This is a genomic window from Roseobacter sp. GAI101 (genome assembly GCF_000156335.1).
Taxonomy (GTDB): domain Bacteria; phylum Pseudomonadota; class Alphaproteobacteria; order Rhodobacterales; family Rhodobacteraceae; genus Sulfitobacter.
Genome location: NZ_DS999213.1, coordinates 1,928,016 through 1,948,361, shown reverse-complemented (window position 1 = coordinate 1,948,361; position 20,346 = coordinate 1,928,016). Strand labels below are relative to the sequence as shown.

General features: G+C 57.0%; 15 protein-coding genes. 10 read left to right on the top strand and 5 right to left on the bottom strand.

All coding sequences use genetic code 11. The features are described from left to right. Positions 1–92: 92 nt before the first annotated feature. On the top strand, positions 93–773 hold the full coding sequence (locus RGAI101_RS09045) for a MarC family protein (protein WP_008228327.1): 681 nt from the start codon (positions 93–95) through the stop codon (positions 771–773). 31 nt (positions 774–804) lie between these two features. On the opposite strand, the gene RGAI101_RS09040 is transcribed toward RGAI101_RS09045, so the two are convergent. After that, entirely contained in the window at positions 805–1,413 is a 609-nt protein-coding gene (locus RGAI101_RS09040; RefSeq protein ID WP_008227006.1) for a TetR/AcrR family transcriptional regulator, read from the bottom strand. Positions 1,414–1,598: 185 nt separating this feature from the next. Here RGAI101_RS09040 and RGAI101_RS09035 point away from each other — a divergent pair, with 185 nt between their 5' ends. The 5 genes from RGAI101_RS09035 (at position 1,599) to RGAI101_RS09015 (ending at position 9,706) form a co-directional block, all read left to right on the top strand. After that, a complete protein-coding gene (locus tag RGAI101_RS09035; RefSeq protein WP_008225653.1) occupies positions 1,599–4,826 on the top strand; it encodes an acetyl-CoA carboxylase family protein in 3,228 nt (1,075 codons plus the stop codon). Between the two features lie 37 nt (positions 4,827–4,863). After that, the gene (locus RGAI101_RS09030; RefSeq protein ID WP_008229252.1) at positions 4,864–6,573 is read left to right on the top strand and encodes an AMP-binding protein; all 1,710 of its coding nucleotides are present in this window, start codon (positions 4,864–4,866) and stop codon (positions 6,571–6,573) included. Positions 6,574–6,653: 80 nt separating this feature from the next. After that, positions 6,654–7,766 (top strand): C4-dicarboxylate TRAP transporter substrate-binding protein, encoded by a 1,113-nt coding sequence (locus RGAI101_RS09025; protein WP_008226730.1) that lies wholly within the window; start codon positions 6,654–6,656, stop codon positions 7,764–7,766. A gap of 90 nt (positions 7,767–7,856) precedes the next feature. Next, positions 7,857–8,405 (top strand): TRAP transporter small permease subunit, encoded by a 549-nt coding sequence (locus RGAI101_RS09020; protein WP_008227782.1) that lies wholly within the window; start codon positions 7,857–7,859, stop codon positions 8,403–8,405. Further along, complete coding sequence (locus RGAI101_RS09015; protein WP_008227041.1) at positions 8,402–9,706, top strand: TRAP transporter large permease; 1,305 nt, start codon at positions 8,402–8,404, stop codon at positions 9,704–9,706. Before RGAI101_RS09020 ends, RGAI101_RS09015 begins: the two co-directional genes overlap by 4 nt. Positions 9,707–10,207: 501 nt before the next feature. Here RGAI101_RS09015 and RGAI101_RS09010 read toward each other — a convergent pair. After that, positions 10,208–10,819 carry a hypothetical protein gene (locus RGAI101_RS09010; RefSeq protein WP_037227827.1) on the bottom strand — a complete coding sequence of 204 codons (612 nt, stop codon included), beginning with the start codon at positions 10,817–10,819 and terminating at the stop codon, positions 10,208–10,210. Beyond that, a complete protein-coding gene (locus RGAI101_RS09005) occupies positions 10,813–12,171 on the bottom strand; it encodes a sensor histidine kinase (protein ID WP_008228283.1) in 1,359 nt (452 codons plus the stop codon). Before RGAI101_RS09005 ends, RGAI101_RS09010 begins: the two co-directional genes overlap by 7 nt. Positions 12,172–12,463: 292 nt before the next feature. Here RGAI101_RS09005 and RGAI101_RS09000 point away from each other — a divergent pair, with 292 nt between their 5' ends. The 4 genes from RGAI101_RS09000 (at position 12,464) to RGAI101_RS21255 (ending at position 18,057) form a co-directional block, all read left to right on the top strand. After that, complete coding sequence (locus RGAI101_RS09000; protein WP_008226098.1) at positions 12,464–13,210, top strand: acyl-homoserine-lactone synthase; 747 nt, start codon at positions 12,464–12,466, stop codon at positions 13,208–13,210. 396 nt (positions 13,211–13,606) lie between these two features. After that, positions 13,607–15,229: a thiamine pyrophosphate-binding protein gene (locus tag RGAI101_RS08995; protein ID WP_037227825.1), complete on the top strand. Its 1,623-nt coding sequence runs from the start codon at positions 13,607–13,609 to the stop codon at positions 15,227–15,229. A 505-nt stretch (positions 15,230–15,734) separates the two neighbouring features. Then, complete coding sequence (locus RGAI101_RS08990; RefSeq protein ID WP_008225376.1) at positions 15,735–17,195, top strand: peptidoglycan-binding domain-containing protein; 1,461 nt, start codon at positions 15,735–15,737, stop codon at positions 17,193–17,195. A gap of 280 nt (positions 17,196–17,475) precedes the next feature. Beyond that, positions 17,476–18,057 (top strand): helix-turn-helix transcriptional regulator, encoded by a 582-nt coding sequence (locus tag RGAI101_RS21255; protein WP_050763194.1) that lies wholly within the window; start codon positions 17,476–17,478, stop codon positions 18,055–18,057. 81 nt (positions 18,058–18,138) lie between these two features. On the opposite strand, the gene RGAI101_RS08980 is transcribed toward RGAI101_RS21255, so the two are convergent. Together RGAI101_RS08980 and RGAI101_RS08975 are read right to left on the bottom strand one after the other, a co-directional pair. After that, positions 18,139–19,923 (bottom strand): TadG family pilus assembly protein, encoded by a 1,785-nt coding sequence (locus RGAI101_RS08980; protein WP_037227823.1) that lies wholly within the window; start codon positions 19,921–19,923, stop codon positions 18,139–18,141. Continuing rightward, positions 19,913–20,344: a TadE/TadG family type IV pilus assembly protein gene (locus RGAI101_RS08975; RefSeq protein WP_008225358.1), complete on the bottom strand. Its 432-nt coding sequence runs from the start codon at positions 20,342–20,344 to the stop codon at positions 19,913–19,915. Before RGAI101_RS08975 ends, RGAI101_RS08980 begins: the two co-directional genes overlap by 11 nt. Between the last annotated feature and the right edge of the window lie 2 nt (positions 20,345–20,346).

Genomic DNA, 20,346 nt, shown 5'->3' with positions numbered 1-20,346 from the left:
AAAATAAAAACAATTCTTCGAAATACAAAAAGTCTTGTTCGGACGCTGTGGCGTTCGATTTTTTGCTACGTTTAACACCACGAAAGTATGGAATGACATTGTTTGCGATTGACTGGCTGCCCCTGCTGCGTGAGTTCATCACGCTCTTGGTTGTAATTGATCCCATCGGGACGATCCCGGTCTATCTCTTTGCAGTCGCGAGCATCCCTCCCCATCTGCATCGCCGCTTTGCATTTCGCGCAGTTGTCATCGCAACATTGGTTCTGCTTGCCTTCCTTGTGGGGGGGCAGGTGGTTCTTGAAACGCTCGGACTGCGTCTCGGTTCATTCCAGATCGCAGGAGGGATTGTTCTATTTCTGTTTGCGCTCTCCATGATCTTTGGCGAGTCAAAACCTCAAACCGAAATAGCCGAAGCCGGCCGTGATCATCTGTCAGGGGCAGTCTTCCCACTCGCGATGCCTTCTATTGCGTCCCCCGGAGCAATGTTGGCCATCGTCATACTTACCGAAAACAGTTCCAACACCTTGGCCGAGCAGGCGACAACGGCTGCATTGCTGGTCCTCGTTCTCATTATCACCCTCGCTTTGCTTCTGATCGCCACTTTTGTGCACCGCCTGATTGGCGATACTGGCGCGTCGGTGATTTCCCGCGTCATGGGCATCATCCTCGCGACCATCGCCGTTGACGCTATTCTTGGTGGTTTTGATGCGCTGGACATTTTTGACGTGGCCCCCCCAGAGAACCCAGGCGCACAGGTCGAAGGGACAGACTAAGCCGTCGGGACCTCTAATCGTCTGAGTGGGATCAACTGGTCAGATAACCGCGCAGCGCTTCGCCCACGACTTCGCGGGCGACCTCTTGTGATTTCTGCGCGCCGGAGGGGCGGAACCAGATGCCGACCCAGTTGATCGCGCCCAGAATTACCAGACTGGCCAGCTTGGGATCAAGGTCTGCGCGCAGCGATCCGTCTTCGATGCCGTTTTTCAGCATGGCGCGGAAGATGCTGTCGATCTGATCGCGGCTGGTTTGCACACTGTGTGTTTCACCGGGGGACAGCAGCGGGCGGATATAGTTCCATAGATACTGCATGTCCTTACGCGTCATCGTGACGACATAGGTTTCAAGCCCGATCCGCAAACGCTCGGCTGCCGTGCCGGGGGTGTCCATCGCCTGTTCGACCGCGGTGATCAGGCGGTCCATCCCAACCTCATAGCATTGCATCAGCAGGTCGTTCTTGCTGCTGACATAGTTGTAAAGTGCGGCTTTGGTTACGCCCAGTTCGGCGGCGATGGCTTCCAGAGGGACGTTGTCATAGCCCTCGGTACCAAACTTTTCAGACGCGCAGCGCACAATTTCCCGGCGCTTATGATCGCGCATTTCTTGTTTGGTCGGGAAGGCGCTGATTGATTTCATCTTACGGTTATCCTCTGGCGAAGTATCGGCGTCAATAGAATGAACAATATCAAGTTGACTTTACGTTAGATACAAATCTAATCTCCGGAAAGTTTGGTAACCAACGGTTACCAAAGTGCCGAAGGGTTATGGTTTTGCGCCTGTAACCAAAGGGCAGGGAACACGGTAGCAGGGGAGGGCCACCGATGATCAAAAGGCTGTTGATTGCCAATCGCGGAGAGATTGCGATTCGCGTGGCACGCACGGCGGCGGCCCTTGGTGTTGAAACGGTGGCGGTCCACACGGAGGACGACGCAACGTCTTTGCACATCAAACATGCCGACAGGGTGCGTGTTCTGCCGCAGGCGGGCGTTACCGGCTATCTGGACATCGCCGCTTTGATTGCCATTGCACGTGACACCGGCTGTGACGCCGTGCATCCGGGCTATGGATTGCTAAGTGAGCGTGCGGATTTCGCCGATGCGTGTGCGGATGCCGGTCTGGTTTTTGTCGGCCCCGATGCTGCGACTTTGCGCCTTCAGGGTGACAAGGTGTCGGCCCGTACGCTTGCCGAAAATGCGGGCGTTCCTGTGCTGCGCGGGTCCGATTTGTTGGAGACGTCGGCGGACCTGCATGCGTTTTTCGAGGCTCAGGGCGGCGCGCCCTTGATGATCAAGGCGGTGAACGGTGGCGGCGGGCGCGGGATGCGGATGGTGCAGGACGCAGGCGAAATCGACGCCGCCTTTGCCCAGGCGCGGGCTGAGACGTTGTCGGCCTTTGGCGATGACCAGCTTTACGCTGAGCGGTTTTTGCAATCAGTCCGCCATATCGAGGTGCAGATCGTCGGGGACGGGCGGAACGTGACCCATCTGTGGGAGCGGGACTGTTCTGTGCAACGCCGCCATCAGAAGGTGATCGAACTGGCCCCCGCGCCAAATCTTGACGATGCCACCCGCGATGCCTTGCTGAAGGCGGCTGTCGCCATCGGAGAGGCCTGCGGGTATCGCGGGCTGGGAACGGTCGAGTTTCTTGTTGAAGACAGCGGTGCGTTTTATTTCATAGAAACAAACCCGCGCATTCAGGTCGAACATACAATCACCGAAGAAATCACCGGCTTTGATCTGGTGGAAATCCAGCTGGGGCTGGCTTCGGGGAAAACACTGGCCGACGTGGGGCTGGGTGATGCACCCGCGCGGCCCAAAGGGTTTGCCGTGCAGGCGCGGATCAATGCGGAAACGCCGGACGGGCAGGGCGGATTTACCCCGACCGGCGGGCGTCTGGGCACCTATGCGGCACCGTCCGGGCCTGGTGTGCGGATCGACGGCTATGCCTATGCAGGCTACAGCACGAATCCCAGTTTCGACAGTCTGCTGGCCAAGCTGGTCGTGCATGACACATCGGGCGATCTGGGGCGGCTTTTTGCCAAGACGGAGCGGGCATTGTCCGAGTTCCAGATTGAGGGCGTCGGCACCAACATCGGCTTTCTGCGGTCGCTGCTGAAACTTCCCGCGATTGCTGCGTGGGACGTGGACGTGCGCACGCTGGACACGCAGTCGCCGGGTATGTCCACGGCGGACACCTGCCAGACGCGGTATTTCGAGACTGATGCCACCGAGGCCGCTGACGTCTACGACATCCCCGAGGGGGCCGAAGTCCTGCGCGCGCCGATGCAGGCGATGGTGCAAGAGGTGCAGGTTGTCGTCGGCGACCAGATTGCCAAGGGACAAGTCGTAGCCGTGATCGAGGCAATGAAAATGCAGCACACGGTGCTGGCCGAAGCAGGCGGTGTGGTGGTTGCGACCTATGTCGAAGCGGGCGGGACGATTGCATCAGGGACCCCGGTTCTGGCCTTTACCCCCGACGATACGCTGGACGATATTGCCGCGGACGAAACGGTTGTGGACCCCGATCATATCCGCCCCGATCTGCAGGCATTGAACGATCGCCTGGCGCGCACGCTTGACGAAAATCGCCCCAAAGCGGTGGAACGCCGCCGCAGCCGCGACCAGCGCACCACCCGCGAGATTGTCTCGGGGTTGTGCGAGGGCGGCGACTTTCATGAATACGGCCAGCTCGTTCTGGCTGGGCAGCGGCGCAAGCTGGGGATCGACGCGCTGATTGACATCTCGCCGGCCGACGGAATCGTCACGGGCGTGGGGTCGATGAACGCCGACCGCTTTGCCGAGGACCGCAGCCAGGTGGCGCTGCTGGCCTACGACTCGACCGTCATGGCGGGCACTCAGGGGTATTTCGGCCATCTGAAAACCGACCGCATGATCGAAGTGGCGCGCGAACGGGGCTTGGCTTCGGTCTTCTTTACCGAAGGCGGCGGCGGACGACCCAATGACGATGATTTTGCCGAAACCGTGCAATCGGGGCTCAAGGTCACAACCTTTGCCGAATACGCGCGACTGCGCGGATGGGGGCCAAGGATCACGGTCAGTTCCGGCTTTTGCTTTGCGGGCAACGCGGCGCTTTTCGGCGCGGGCGACATTCGTATCGCCACGCGCAACAGCTGGATCGGTCTGGCCGGCCCCGCGATGATCGAAGCGGGCGGTATCGGGGCGTTTCACCCAAAAGAGATCGGCCCCGCGCCGATGCACGCGGAAAACGGCCTGCTGGATATTCTGGCCGAGGATGACGACGCTGCCATTCGCGCGACCCGCGAAGTGCTGTCATTTTTCCAAGGGGCGCTGACCGGTTGGGACGCCCCCGACCAGCGCCTGCTGCGGCACATGATCCCCGAGAACCGCAAACGGTCGTACCTGATCCGCCCCGTGATCGAAGGGTTGGCGGACACCGGCAGTTTCCTTGAGCTGGGGGCGGAGCACGCCAAGGGTATGGTCACCGGTTTCCTGCGGATCGAAGGGCAGCCGATGGGCGTGATCGCCAACAATCCGCAACATCTGGGCGGTGCGCTGGATGCGGCGGCCTCGGCCAAGGGGGCACGGTTCATCAACTTGTGCGGGCGCTTCAATTTGCCGGTGCTATCGCTGTGCGACACGCCGGGTTTCATGGTTGGCCCCGAAAGCGAAACTCAAGGCGCGGTGGCTGCGGCCTGCGAACTTATCTCGGCGGGGGCCAATCTTGATGCGCCGATGTTCTTTGTGTGCTTGCGCAAGGGATATGGCATTGGCGCACAGGCGATGGCCGCGGGGAGTTTGGGTGAGCCTGCGTTCTCGCTGGCGTGGCCCACGGGCGAATTCGGGCCGATGGGGCTCGAAGGGGCCGTGCAGCTTGGCTACCGCAAAGAGCTTGAGGCCGAAACCGACCCCGCGAAACGCGAAGCGCTGTACGACCGGCTGGTCAATGGCCTCTACGAGCGGGGTAGCGCGATGAACGTCGCTTCGACCCATGAAATCGATGCGGTGATTGACCCGGCGGATACGCGCGGTTGGATCGCCAAAGGGATGCGCATGGCGGCGCGTAAATGATGCGCTGCGGTGACAGATTTTCGAAAAGGATGACGGGATGACCCACAACCAACAGATCGAAGAGCAACTTGTAGACCTGCGCAAGCGGCAGGCCGAAAGCTGGCCCAAAGGCGTATCGCGCGAGGTTAACTACCGTCTGGGCAAGGTCCCGATGAGCCAGTACGTCCGCGCCGAAGCCAAAGCGCGGCCGAACGATGCGATGGTTCACTACTATGGGCGCACGCTGAGCTGGGCAGAGATCGATGATGCCTCGGACCGCTTTGCAGGGGTGTTGCAGGCGCGCGGAGTGACTGCGGGTGACCGTGTCGCGGTCATGATGGGAAACTGCCCACAATTCGTGATCTGCTTTTGGGGAATCATGAAGCTGGGCGCGGTTCTCGTGCCGGTGAACCCGATGTTCAAGGCAATCGAGCTGACCTATCAGTTGAACGACAGCGGCGCAGAGACCCTGGTATTTCAGGATGATCTGGCACCGCTGGTGGCATCGGTGGCGGCTGACACCCCGTTACGGATGTTGCTGGCCACAGGGGCCGCGGAAATGGCGGGCGTAGGCGGAGCCGTACCGCGCCCCGCTGGCATGGGCGACGCGCCAAGGGCCGAAGGGATTGAACGGCTGCTGGACGCGCTTGCAGCAGCCACGCCATTCACCGGCCCCGATTGCACCGATCTGGATGCGGTCGCGGCGCTGAACTATACTGGTGGCACCACGGGGATGCCCAAGGGCTGCGTCCACACCCACGGTGATATGCTTTATACCGTTGCATCCTATTGCGGCTGTGCGATGGGGGACGCGGGTCATAACGATGTTGTGGTCAATTTTTTCCCGATGTTCTGGATCGCAGGCGAGGATTTGGGTGTGCTGGCCCCGGTCTATACCGGCGCGGCAGTCTGCATTTTGCACCGCTGGGATGCGGTCGGCTGGATGGCGGCGGTGGCCGAACACCGTGCCACCATCGTCACGTTGCTGGTGGACAACGCTGTGGAGGTGATGCGTCATGCGCGGGTCAAAGACTATGACCTGACATCGCTGCGCAACACGTCGGTCTGTTCCTTCGTCAAGAAACTGGGTGCGGCCTTCCGCAGCGAATGGCGCGACTTGACCGATAGCACAATGGTAGAAGCGGCCTATGGCATGACCGAAACCAACACTTGCGACACCTTTACCGTGGGTCTGCAAGACGGTGACTATGACCTGCAACAACAGCCGGTCTTCGTGGGCCTTCCGGTGCCCGAAACCGACATCATCATTCGGGATTTTGAAACGGGTGCCCTGAAGGACATCGGCGAGACGGGCGAGATCTGCATCCGCTCCCCCTCGGTCCTGAAGTCGTATTGGAACAAGCCCGACGAGACGACGCACGCCCTGCGCGATGGCTGGCTGCACACGGGCGACATCGGAATGGTGAATGACCGCGGCTTTGTTCACTACTTGGGGCGGCGCAAGGAAATGCTGAAAGTGAACGGCATGCCGGTGTTTCCTGCCGAGATCGAAATGCTGCTGGGCCGTCACCCCGCGATCCTTGGATCGGGCGTGATCGGTCGCAAGGACGAGGCCAAGGGCGAAGTGCCGGTGGCGTTTGTCCATCTCAACCCCGAGCAGGCAAAGGGCATCGACGCCGACAACCTGCGCGCATGGTGCCGCGAACAGATGGCGTCGTTCAAAGTGCCGGAGATCCGGTTGGTCGACGGGCTGCCGATGACCGCCACAGGCAAGGTCAAGAAAGAGGAATTAGCCGAGCTGCTTTAGCAGGCTGCGAAAAACGGGAAGCCATAGCACAGGGAGGTGTGCTGCGGCTGTAGAAAACACATGTAAATCGGGAGGATAACATGAAACATCTTAAAATGACGGCACTGGCGGCCACGGCGGCAATCGCACTGACGCCGATGGCAAACGCCGAGACCCTGCGCCACGCGATCGGATCGGCCGGGGTCAGCGGACTGATCGACGGCACCGAGGCCTGGGCCGATTACATCAAGGAACAGACAAACGGTGAGACCGAGATCAAGATCTATGCCGGATCGCTGCTGAACTTTACCGAAACCTTCACCGGCCTGCGCGATGGCATTGCCGACAGCGGCTTTGTCGTGCCTGCATACCACCGGGCCGAACTGCCCTATGCCAACCTGCTAAGCGATATGGGTACGGCCGGTGTTGACCCTGTTGCGATGGCAGGGGCGGCAAACGAATTCATGTTCACGTGCGCGTCTTGTCTGGCCGAGTTCAATGCGGCGGGCCAGATCTTTCTCGGCAACACGGTCACTGGCCCCTACTATATGTACAACCAGAAGCCGGTGAAGGCGCTGGCGGATTTTGAAGGCATCAAAGTGCGCGGTTTCGGCCCCTTCGCCCGCTGGCTGGATGCGATGGGTGCTTCGACCGTCAGCCTGGGGGCGACGGACATTTACGAGAGCATGAGCCAGGGCCACATTGACGGCAACGTGCACACGCTGGAAACGCTCGACACACTGTCGACCGGCGAAGTGGCGGATTATGCCCTGAACCAGCCGATTGCGGTGTTCATCGGCAACACCATGTTCAACGTGAGCGCGATGACATGGGCGGGGCTAAGTGCTGAGACCAAACGCGCGATGATCGACGGTGCTGCCATTGGCCATGCGATTGCGACCATCGACAGCGTCAATCAGGCCGAGGCGATTTTGAATGAACCGCAGGCACATGGCGTCGAGCTGCTTGAACCTGAAGCGGACGTGAAAGATAAATCCGAAGCCTTCCGCACGTCAGACATGGACACTGTCGTGACCCTTAACCGCGATGAATACGGCATATCCGACGCCGAGGCGCAGGTCGCACGTTTTCAGGAGCTGGTCGCCAAATGGGACGCGCTGGTGAAGGATATCGACACCAGCGACGTCAAGGCCGTGGGTGATCTCTATCTGCGCGAGGTGTTCTCGAAAATCGACCCTGCGTCACTGGGTTAAACCTGCGTTTGTCCCGCCGCACCGGTTCAGGTGCGGTGGGACATTTTTGATCTTTACCCACCGGACCTCCGTCAAACGAAAGCTAAGCCGATGGCAAACCTGATCCGTTTCGACCTTTTGCTGACCCGCATTGCCGCTATGATTGCCGCTGTTGCGGTGATTGCGATGATGCTGACTGTCGCCTCTGACGCGTTCGTGCGGCAGGTGTTCAACGTGCGTATCCCCTTTGTTTCGGTGATCGTGGCCAATTATTTTATGGTCGCCATCGCCTTTTTGCCGCTCGCCATGGCCGAGGCGCAAGACCGCAATATTTCGGTCGATCTGGTCTATGGCAACCTCGGGCCTGTCGCGCAGCGGCTGGTCGGCCTGCTGGTGCATGTGCTGGCGTTCGCGACATGTTGCGGGCTGACATCGACCATGTGGGACGAGGCGATGCGCCGTTATGCCAGCGGGTCTGTCGCAGTCGAGGATGGGGTTTCGATGGCTGTCTGGCAGGGGTATTTCCTGTTGCCCGCAGGCTTTGCCCTGCTGGCGATGACCTATTTGCTGCGCATCGTCCTTGGTATCGCGGGGGCCAAGGAAGCGCGCCAACCGCTGGTACCTGACGCTTCAGAAACAGCAGGGGAGACAGGCCAATGACACCTGAAATCATCGGATTGGTCGGGCTGGCCGTTCTCGCATTGCTTTTGTTGCTGCGCATGCCTGTGGGCCTGTCGCTGATCCTGGTCAGTTTTACCGGTATCTACATTCTTCTGGGCCCGCGTCCTGCGTGGGGAATTCTGACCAGTGTGCCCTATCAGTTCGCGGCGAAATGGACGTTGTCGTCGGTGCCGATGTTCCTGCTGATGGGATATGTCTGTTATCACGGCGGCATGACGCGGGCGCTGTTTGCGGCCGCGCGGGCGTGGCTGGGGGCCTTGCCCGGAGGCCTGGCCATTGCATCGGTATTTGGTGCGGGCGGCTTTGCGGCGGTGACCGGATCGTCGGTGGCGTGTGCCGCTGCCATGGGCCGCATCGCCGTGCCTGAAATGACGCGTGCCGGTTATGATCCGGGGCTGGCGACGGGGTCGATTGCTGCAGCCGGTACACTGGGCGCGCTGATCCCGCCGTCGATCCTGTTGATCCTGTTTGGCATTTTCGCCCAAGTGCCGATTGGCCAATTGTTTCTGGGCGGTATCGGCGCGGGGGTTCTGACCGCGGTGATTTATGCCGCGATGATCTATATCCGCGTCTGGATCAATCCGGCGCTGGCACCTGTGCGTCAAGATCCCGCTGGCTGGGGCGAACGCTTTGCCCACCTTCGGGGGATCTGGCCGGTTATCTTGCTGTTCGTGGTGGTGATCGGCGGCATGTTCGCGGGCCTGTTCACAGCAACCGAGGCCGGAGCCGTCGGCGCGCTCGCCGCTTGCGTCATCGCATGGGCCGGTGGCGGGCTGACATTGGCCACCCTGCGCCAGTCTGTGAACGAAACCATCGTGACCACCGCCGCCCTGTTCCTGATCGCCATCGGGGCCAATCTGTTGACGCGGTTTCTGGCGCTCTCCGGTTCCGGCGAGCTTATCACCCAGACGATCCTGACCTTTGGCGCGTCCGAACTGGCTTTGGTGCTGGGGATCGCGCTGGTTTATATCATTCTGGGCATGTTCCTTGACCCGATTGGGGCCATGCTGCTGACGTTGCCGGTGTTGCTGCCTGTGGTGGACGAGGCAGGGATTTCGCTGATCTGGTTCGGTGTCTTCGTCGCCAAGTTTCTTGAGATCGGCATGATCACTCCGCCTGTCGGCCTGAACGTGTTCGTCATCAAGGGGGTCGTGGACCGCTCGATATCGCTGGGTGTGATCTTTCGCGGAGTGATCTGGTTTCTGGTGGCCGATGCTGTGGTCGTGACAATAATGGTGGCCTTTCCGCAGGTGATCCTTTGGTTGCCTGGCTTGTCGTGACGTAAAAATTCGCAGCGGAACGTCTGGTGATAAGCCGGTCGCTTTCGACAGTCAGGTGGCCTAGACGAGCCCTTTGAGCCCCACGAAAGCGTGACAGGTCCACACTTCGGCGGGACGGTTCGATATGGATTGATGCGCGGTAATGGGTTGGCGAAAGGTCTGTCTTTTGTAACCAAATGGCGTGCATTGCGTCAATTGCTGCGCCATCGCAACCACATGGCTTAAAAAGGTAAACGCGCGTCTCCATTCCGGTGTGATCGAGAAAAAGCTTTGGTCAATACCCTCTGGGCCCAGCCTGCTTTAGAACACCCATGATCGGCGCGTCGCTGAAGCGTCCATTCTTTATCGCAAACCTTGTCGGATATCCTGTCGAGAAAGGTCGGTTTTTGAGCGCCACCCATTTTAGGGGGGATTACCCACGAAGGAGTAATTCAACCGGTCAAAAGAGACCCGAAATCTGAACCCCGCCCATCCATGGAAACGGATTCTCAGCGGATCGGGTCAGGATATATCGTGTGACCAATAGGTGATCTGGCCGTTTCTCACAGCTTTCTTGATCTGTCCGACATCTGCTAAATGATCGAGCCAGGTTTTCATCACAACACCAAAGCGTGCCAAGCCATGCAGCTCACCCAATTCTTTGACAACCCCTAGCGCAGCGCCTTCATCCAGAACTTCTTCGAGCGCAAAAACAAAGGTATTCATCTGCGACGGTATCGCCTCCATGTCCTCGGGAAACAACGTGGCAAAGAGCGGGGGAACCTGATTTCGAATGCGTACGAGACGTTCCAATTTATCAAGGTCGAAGGACATATAACAGTGCCCTACACATTGAAGAATAAGAAGACGCCAAGACGTTCCGCAGTATAAATGCCGATCGTCAAAAAGGGTTTGCATGCTTGCATTTGCGAGATTTTCAATCCGGGCTTCCAGGTTCAGGGATCTGCCCAAGGTGCTTGCTGGCAATCCGGTATCTCTTGCAGCCGTCGGAAACTGGTCCTCAATCCTGTGAAGGTCAGCAAGGAGCGCCTCCAGGTTATCGGGTAGATCCTCTGGACATATAAGGTGTCCACTGAAATGTTTTGCGTTCTGGATTGCATGAAAGTTTAGCATGGGCTTGATGCTTTCTTTGGTGTTCTCGCAGATAAAATGGATTCGTGATGACGCTCCCGCGTGGGGGAGGGGTGACCCGTTGCGTTCTCCAACGGGGTCAGGGGAATATCGATATGAAAGGTGGTGCCTGGGCCCTCATTCTTGCGGTAGTCGATATCTCCGCCAAGAGCTTCCATAATACGTTTTGAAATGTTCATCCCAAGACCGGAGCCGCCGAAACGTCTCTGGGCCGTGCTGTCCAATTGCGAAAATTCTTCAAATACTTTTACGCGATCTCTTTCGTCCAATCCAATGCCCTCATCCGAAACGAAAACGCGGGCAAAGTCTTTGTATAGATCAGTGGAGACGGTAATTCTTCCTTTGCCATGTGAAAATTTGGCAGCATTTGACAGAAGATTAGACATAACCTGCTGAAGTCTTTGTTGATCTGCATTGACCAGAAGATGATTGTCGATGTGCCCCGTTTCTATGGTGACACCGACAGACGCGGCATATGCGTGGTTCATCTCGATCGCCGAGGCGATGACGTCGTCGAGCTCAAGTGGCTCAACCTGCATTGTGACCTTGCCCGCTTCCAGTTTCTGGAAATCCAGGATCTCGTTAACGAGTGACGACAGCCGGTTGGCATTTCGCTGAGCGACAAGAAGTGCCTTTTGGGCTTTCTCGGGCAATTCGCCCAAGGCACCGGCGCAAGCCATATCCAGAGGTGCCTTGATGGACGTCAACGGGGTCCGCAATTCGTGGCTGACAGTAGAAATGAACTCAGTTTTTGCAATAAACGCAACTTTCGTCTTCTCATGTTCGGCGGTCAAAGCCTCCAACTGCCGAAGGTGTGAGCGATAAAAATTTAAATAGATCCGCGAGCAGTCAACAATAAAGTAAACGACGAACAAAACGGTGAAGAATTGCATCCAGAGTTGAGAGTCGATTGGTGCCGAGGTTCGTATAATGTCGTATAGTGGAATGAAGATAAACGTACCGCCGTAAATCGCCAGACGCAACAAAAGAACCGGCAGCAGTTGGTGATTGTTCATCGCTGCGAACAGGGATGCGGCAAACAAAAAGAAAAGCGACATGAAGTGTGTTGTGGCACCTTGTTCGATCGCCATGGCAATCGCATAGAATGCGATAACGCCAGCGCTCAAGACCGTTCCCATGTAGATCCGACGCATGAACATGCGCATGACGGCTTCACCTCTGCCGTGCCATACCAAAACCTGTCTAACCAGAATGTAGTCATGAACTTCGGACAAGATAACCCCCACAAGGATCACGACCGATAGCCAAAAGTTGTAGTAATACGCCTGAAGGCCAAGCGCTGCTGCAAATATGATCTGTCGTTGCCAGAACATGCTGGCACCTACACGACAGTAATCACGAATTTGCCGCACTCTGGTTTGTGCTTCAGTGCTTGTCGGTGGGAAAAGATCTTGCCTCTGAACCACTTTGATCCTGCCAATCGTAGAATTAATCGTATTAAAATGAGCAATCTGGAGATCGCCCGCTAGTCTTCGCTAACTGGCAGCTCAGATCCAAAACACACATCTAATAAAATTTTCACGATATTGAGGAGTTTGTGTGGCATTTGTGTGCAACCCAGAGTTATGGTAACACAAAAACGTTAACAATTGGGTAACTTAACAAATGAACATACAGCGCAATTTTGTAACCAATCGAAGATGGATGAGCATCTTTCCCGAGTTGGTACCCCAAGAAGAGTTGGACCCCGTCAAGCTGGAAGCTCACCTAAAGCTTAGAAAACCAACGAAAAAAGCTGAACCAAAGACACCTGCGTCCATCGGACGTAACTTGCACGTCAGCACGCTATCCATAAGTAATCTGCACAACCACGGTGAACTATTTGTTAACTTTCTGCGTGCTAGAAAGAAAGTTTTCATCAACCAAGCCGGATGGGATTTGTCAGAAGTAGATGGCATGGAATTCGACCAATACGATACGCCGAGAGCAAGGTGGATTGTGCTTCACGAGTTCGGCGAGGTTCTGGGAGGGGTCCGATTGACGCCGACGACCTCTCAATGCGGCCACTACAGTTACATGATTCGCGACGCACAGCTTGGTGTGATTGATACCATTCCGGCGGATGTCCTGTTCTTCCAGGCCCCAGTGACCCCGTCCATCTGGGAAGCAACGCGGTTGTTCATCTCATCCGACACTCCTGCTGCGCGGAGAGCAGATTTGCAGCGGCTTTTGTTGGAGGAAATGGCTGACACTGCCGCCGAGATGGGCGCGGAACATGTCATCGGGATCGTTCCGGCAGTTTTCAGCAAGTGGATGACGAGACTGGGACTTTTGAGCGCTGTTCAGGTGGGCCCGGTCATGAACATAGACGGCACTCGAACCCAGGCCGCGCTTATGAGGGTCGATGGATAGCCTTTCATATTTCCAGGTGACGTAATAATCTGCAAAATGATTTCGATCTAGCGCTCAGTGCGGCTACTTCGGGAGCATATATTTCGAGTGTATTTGAGCATACCCAGCAAAACCGTTTGTCGTCTGTCAACGCGCGCCGGAATTTCGATAGGTGGTTAATCGTCGGAAGAACCGCGAACCCGGCCCCAATTCCAAACGGTATCCGGCAGCCTTAAGCCATTTTTCAGCCCTTGGCGAAGCTGATCGGGCATATTTAACGGCTTCATGCGGATAACGCGCATGTTTGGGGCTATTACGCGCTGCAGTCTGCAAATTTAATGCAAAAATGCGAAAGAATTGCGGAATTTGCGCATCCTTTAACTGCTATCCGAGATGAAACAAACAGGGGTCATTTCAATGAGCAGTCCATTCTACGCATATCAGTCCATCGCGCGCGCGACCCACGAACACGGTGTAGAAACGATGTTCGGGCTGATGGGCGATGCCAATCTTTTCATGGTGGACAGCTTCGTGCGTGATTTCGGCGGGCGGTTTGTTCCGGCAGCCCATGAGGGAAGTTCGGTGTTAATGGCAGTGGCCTATGCCCATGTCTCGGGCAATGTCGGCGTGGCGACGGTGACCCATGGACCGGCGCTGACCAACTGCATTACAGCCCTGACCGAAGCAGCGCGGGCCCATGTGCCCCTGGTCATTCTTGCCGGTGATACGCCGGTCGACAACCCGCGCCACCTGCAAAGCATTGACCAACGCGAGCTGGTCAAAGTGACAGGTGCGGGCTTTGAGCAGCTTCGTACGCCCGCAACGGTCGGTAAGGATGTCGCACGCGCGTTCTACCGGGCTCAGGTTGAACGCCGCCCCATCGTGCTGAATATGCCCGCCGATTTCATGTGGGAAGAGGTAACCCACGACGTTCAGGTGCTTGACGTCTTTACCGCACCGGGCGGGGTCGCGCAGGGTGATATTCTTGACAATGCCATCGGTATGATCGCCTCGGCACGCCGTCCCTTGATCTTGGCCGGGGGCGGGGCAGTTGCGGCGCGGGATCAGTTGATCCAACTGGCTGACCGGTTGGAAGCGCCTCTTGCGACCACCCTGAAGGCCAAAGGATTGTTCAGCAATCACCCCTACGACATCGGCATTTTCGGCACGCTGTCCACGCCGGCGGCTTATGACCTTATCGCACAATCTGATTGCATCGTCTGTTTCGGGACTGCCCTGCATGACTTTACCACCGACCGCGGCAAATTGATGAAAAACAAGCGGATCGTGCAGGTCGATGTCGAACCCGCAGCAATCGGCGGGGGCTTGCACCCCGATGCAGCGCTTGTCGCCGATGCGGGCCTGACCGCCGAAACCATTCGCTACTGGCTGGATGAGGCGGAGGTGCCCCCAAGCGGTTTCACCCGTGATCTGGACGTGGCGACGCTCACGATGCACCCTGCCGGGGCGGAGACGGAGTCTGACGGGTTCATCAACTTTGTTTATGCGCTGGAACGATTGGAAGACGCGCTGCCGAAGGATCGTGTGCTTGTGACCGATGGCGGGCGCTTCATGACCGAAGTTTGGTGCCGCATATCCGTGCCCAATCCGCAAAGTTTCGTCGGGACCGTGAACTTCGGTGCCATCGGGCTGGGCCTGCAAGAAGCTGTGGGGGTCGGTTTGGCCGCCCCGGACCGCCCCGTGGTCCTTTTCAGTGGCGATGGTGGTTTCATGATGGGCGGCATCAATGAATTCAACACAGCGGTGCGCCTTGGGCTTGATCTGATCGTGATCATTGCAAACGATTCCGCCTACGGGGCCGAGCATATCCAATTTATCGACCGAAAGATGGACCCCAGCCTGACAGAGTTCAACTGGCCGTCCTTTGCCGAGATTGCCAAGTCTCTTGGCGGGGAAGGGGTTGAAGTCCACTCCAAAGAAGAGCTCGAAGCCGCGCTCGTGCACCTCAACGCCCGAAAGGGGCCTTTCCTGATCGAGCTTCGGCTGGATCCGCGCGATGTGCCACGCATGCGCATTTAAGGTTTAAGCGTTCTCTACAGTGATTGTGGATTTCATAATCTTCTGACGTGAAAAACAATCGCCAGCACGCGTTGTAAGACCCGCCTGCCGCCGTTGATGTTCGAAAAATGCGACGCATTGTGCACAAAGTCGCAGAGGTCGGCGCGCGCCTAGGGCCCCCTGAATAAGACAGGGGGCGCTTCGTGCAAACATTTGTTAAAAAAAGGAATTTACGATTTCTCCAAATATCCGCGTTTTTTGGCACGGCCAACTGCCGCGCCTTTTATTCAAGGAGGATGGGCTGCGGGGGACGTCCGTCAGAAAGCCTTGGAAGTTGACGCACAGTTTTAATTGTGGCTTCTTTGATGCGACGTCGCGCCCCGCGCGACCGTAATTTTCATGGTATTTATTTTTTCAGATTTCGGACGAAACACCGGCACTATAGCCGGATTTTGAAAAGTAAGAGTGCAAACGATAACTGTCTAATTCTCCTGCACCTCTTCTATATCATATTAAGGAGCATGATATGGCCGCACTTGCAGAACCGAATACTTCCAGCACTATTGTACTCGAGGCGCAGAAACTCCTTAATCAATCTGCGTTGCAATCACGGGCGCCAGAAAATGGCGCATTCGATAAATCGACTTTAAATTCGATCAAGCAGTATCAGTTGGAATCAGGGCTGCGACCAACAGGGATTCTTGATAAGACACTGCTGGACAATCTACGCAAAAGTGCAAAGATTTCGAACCCGAAATATCAGATCATCATAAGTGGAAAAATATACCTATTCACAGATTCGGAATACAAGCAGCTTGTCAAAAGGATTGCCGGTGATTTCAAAACCCCGATGTTTCGGCTTCGGGGGGCCGTAAACGAAGCGCGGATATATTGGGACAATCACAATGCTTTGAAAAAGGACCAATACATTGTCTGTTGGTGCCTCGAGGCATATTCAGGGGCCAAGTTGCCTTCCGAAGGGCTGATAAAATCTGCCGAAAAAGGTGTTCAGGCCTGCGACAAAGCATTGAGTTCGGGTGATCTGAGAACATTCGCAGCCGTTTTTCCCAAGGCCCAGAAACAGGCAAACGAAGCCCGTAAAAAGATGAAGGAATACGCCGCCAAGATTGTGGATGGCGGTGAAAATATCGTTACCGGACTTGAGTTTGTGTCGACCTCCAGCTTTGTTATCGTTGGAATTATCGCGGCTCCGGTTGCCGCCGGTTATGGTGCCGGCGCGATTGCAGCTGGCGTCGTCGCCGGGGCCGGAACCTCGGCGGTGGAAACGCTGTCGCATGAGGTCGGCAAAGGCATCTCCGGCCAATCAAAGGGCTTTGGCGATGCCGCCGGGAATGTCCTTAAGGATTCTTTTATTGGCGGGTCAATCGGCGCGTTGGTCAAAGGCAAGGGGGCGGACAAAATTCTTGCCAAGCTGGGGCCTATGGTCGCGAAAAAGCTTTCGGGGGAATTTTTCGAGAAAGCCAGCGAAAAGCTGGTGACAAAGTTTATTATCATCTATTTCAAAAAGAATGGTTCGGATATCCTGGAAGGCACGATGAAAGAGTGTCTGAAAACATACAAGTCCAGACCTCAAAACCTGACTTTTGACAAGTTCATCAGTATTGTCAGCAAAGAAATTCTGACTGCTGGCGTATTTTCTAAATTCGCCAAGATCGGGGGCAGCTCTTCAAGCGCCGTATTCAAAAGGCTTTCGGGGTCTGTAAAGAAAGACCTTATCAAGTCCCTTGGTGACGGCGCAAAAGAAAAAGACCTATTGCCGATTTTTGGGAAGGCTTTTGAGGAAAGTTACAAGGAAAGCGCAGGCAAGGTATATGATACTGTCCTTGGCAACCTGACCGGGTCAGAACCGCCCAAGGTGGTTGAGGAAAAGGTACTCTCGGCCTTCGCGACCAATTCAAAATTGATCGCCCGGGTCAAAGCCGAAGCAGAAAAAAATGCCAGAAAAAAGCAGTCCAAAAAGAAGTAGGCCGGAAATGCGTCGCCAGCTGTCCCTACGGAAGTCCCGCGCGGCAAGGCAAAGATCAGGTCAGAACTTTGGTGCGATGCCCCGGACAGCGCAGTCCTCCGCTCCGGGGGCCGCCAAGTCTTGGCTGAACGGCATCTCGCGTTAAGCGGGAGACAGGTGTTTAAAGAATATGTCGAATTCGACTCTAATCCAAATTGAGGCCCAATAACGTCTCTTTTCTGACATATTAATCCGAAAAAACGGGCATCATACGTACGCAGCTGAAAAGTAGGATGTTAAAATGGGTCGTTATTGGTTTGCTGGAATCGCATTGGTTTCTGGGGTGGCTGCACTTAAGACAGGGCTGATCGTGGCTTTCGTGCTCGAGCCGGCAAGCGCAGACTGGGCAACTGTAACGGGCCTGTTTGCCTTCTTTTTCGCGTTGACCAGCGCCGTTGCCTATCTGTGCATATTGCAAATTCAGAAATATCAGGGCGAACAGCGTAAAATGCGTCTGGCACCAGGGGGTGGTGAACCTGTGGCCAAGGAAAGCGTCATCGCCCGTTATGCCCCCGATTGGGGGCTGTCGCAGGCCGAAGCAGATGTTGCGATGTTTGTCGCCAAGGGGTTCTCGAACAGCGAGGTCGCCGAAATGCGCGGCTGCGCCATCGCCACTGTGAAATCGCAATTAAGCAGCATTTACCAGAAATCAGGTCTGGGATCGCGCTATCAGCTAATCGCTTTTGTCACGGATGAAGTCTGCGCCAGCGCAAGTATTGCCGACACCGAAAAGAAGACGCGTGCAGCTTTGGTTCCGACACGTCGGGTCCTGCCGCTCGTCGGGCGGTCGAAATTCAGTGATCCGGAACGGCTGCGCGCCTGATACTGCGCCCCGACCTTCAAACCCCGGTTCAATTCTGATGACGCGCGCCCAACGGCGCGCGTTTTTGTGCGCCGCTACCCGTCATTGCACCAGCCTCACCAATTCGCAGTGATGACCGGTCAGCGTCAGCGCGCCTTCTCCCAGGTGCAGGCCTGCGCTGTCCAATGCACTGCCGACTGCTGCATCCAAGGGGCCAGTCAGGCCGGTCAGCAAGCGGTTGGGCAGGGCTGCCAGGGCCGTTTCCACCAGGATTGCTGCTGCCCCCGTGATCAGACCTTCCTGGCCGGGCTTTATGCGGATCTCGGTTCTGTCGGGGGACAAAAGGCTGGCGATGCCCGTCGTCTGCAAGTCGCCTGAACTGAAGCCGCGCGTCGTTCGGTTGCTGCGCACATCGTCCATCGAAAAGCTGATCGTTTCCACCTGTGACGCCCCCAAGGCGACGTGGGACCGGGCCTGCACGGTGATGCCGTCAATCACGATATCGGGCAGCAACGGCAAATCAATGCGCAAGGACAGGTCCAGAATATCTGCAAAGTCCAAGTCAGAAGGGGCGATCGGCCCGCTGTTGAAAGCCGCATCATCCAGCTTGCCAAGGTACAGTGCGGCAACCGACGTGCCATTTTCAGGGTTCAGCGGCGTAGGCGCGGTCGAAAATCTGGCTGCAGTTGCGTCCGCGTCGCCATAGGTGCAGTTGATTTCCTCCAACGTGGCTGTGGCACCTGCGCCTTCGACATAGACCGGCAGATCAAGGCGGGTCACGGACACGCCGGCACCAAGACCGCCCAACAGATCTGGCGTGAACGCGACATCCGTCTTCAGCCGCAGTGCCGCGCGGTGAAGTTGCACGCCCTTTTCCCCCAAAGCGACCCAACCCGATCGGGCAGGCGGCTCCCCCGCGGCAAGTTGCGTCGTGGTTGAAAGAACGCCGCTAATGGCGACATCAGCCGCGCCTGACACGGGATGCGTATAGTCATGCGAGACGGCCAATGCAGCGACCACATCAAGCGCCGAGATGTCGATATGCGACGCAAATTCCACTGCTGTCAGGCCCAAGGCACTGTCGATCCCGCCGATCACTGCTGCTAGGGGGATTTCCCTTAGCCCCGCCCCAGCCGCGATACTGTCCAGACTGCCGGACGCCGCGGGCGGCAGCATGTTGCGTATTGCCGTGATGACTGTCCCGACGTCCGTCCGGGCATCCAGAATGGCGGCGGGGTTGCGCGCGGTACTGCCCATGAGGCTGCTCACCTCGGTCAGAAGATCACCCATGTTCACCGATGTCCGGGACAGTATGTCCATATCCAGTACGCTGAGCGTGACAGAGGTGCCGAAACTGTCGGACAAGGCGGCGTTCAGATCGGCCAGGTCCAACCGGAGGATGTTGCTATCAAGCGAAAAACTCGCCGCGCCGGTGCGGATCGCGGTGGCATTTCGGGTTAGGGCAACTTTGCTTTGCGGGGTGAAAATCTTGGCGAAATGCAGGGGGGCTGCGTCTTTCAGGGTCACGGCCACCGCGTTGATGCCGGGGGTGCCGGGTGCCAACGGCGTGAAACGTTCACCGCGCGGCACCTCCGGATTGCGCAGAAAACGCCCCACCGTGAGGGTCGCCAGCGCCTCGCTATGGCGGCCGTTTTGTCCCAAAGCGTAGAGCGCGCGGTCGGTCGCCGCATCCGTGTCTGTCATCGCGCTCATCGCGACCATGTCGCTGTCGGCCTGAAGGCTTGCCCTTTCACGGTAAAGCGACGCGACATCAACCCCAAGGGCGACGAAGCCCAAAAGAACCGTGAGCAACAACGCCACGACCACGGCCACTGCACCGCCCTCGTCACGGGTGAAAGACGCCAAGGTTTTTGCGTCAGTAGGCAAGGTATGATTTCCCTGTGATGTCGGAAATATTGAGCTTCAGCAGGCTGTTGGCCAGATCCAGAACAGTCCCGTCGACCGCATAGGTGACGCGGATCGTGATACCAGGGGGGTTGGTGGTTTCGGTCCGGATGTCAGGTGTCACGGCACTTTGGGTTAGCAGCGGATAGTTCACGCTGGCCCGCGACAGATAGGCTTCGGCCAGCTCAACACGTTCTTGCATGTCCAGACCCGCAACGGACGCGCGTGCGGCCCCGGTCGCCAGTTGCGACACCGAATGGCTTACCCCGACATAGTAGCCGATCGTCATGATTCCGAAAAGCAACGCGAACAAGAGCGGCGCGATCAGCACGAATTCGATCGCAACCGCACCAGACGTATCACGGCGGAAATTATTCAGGTGCCGCAGGGTTTTATGGCGCATGG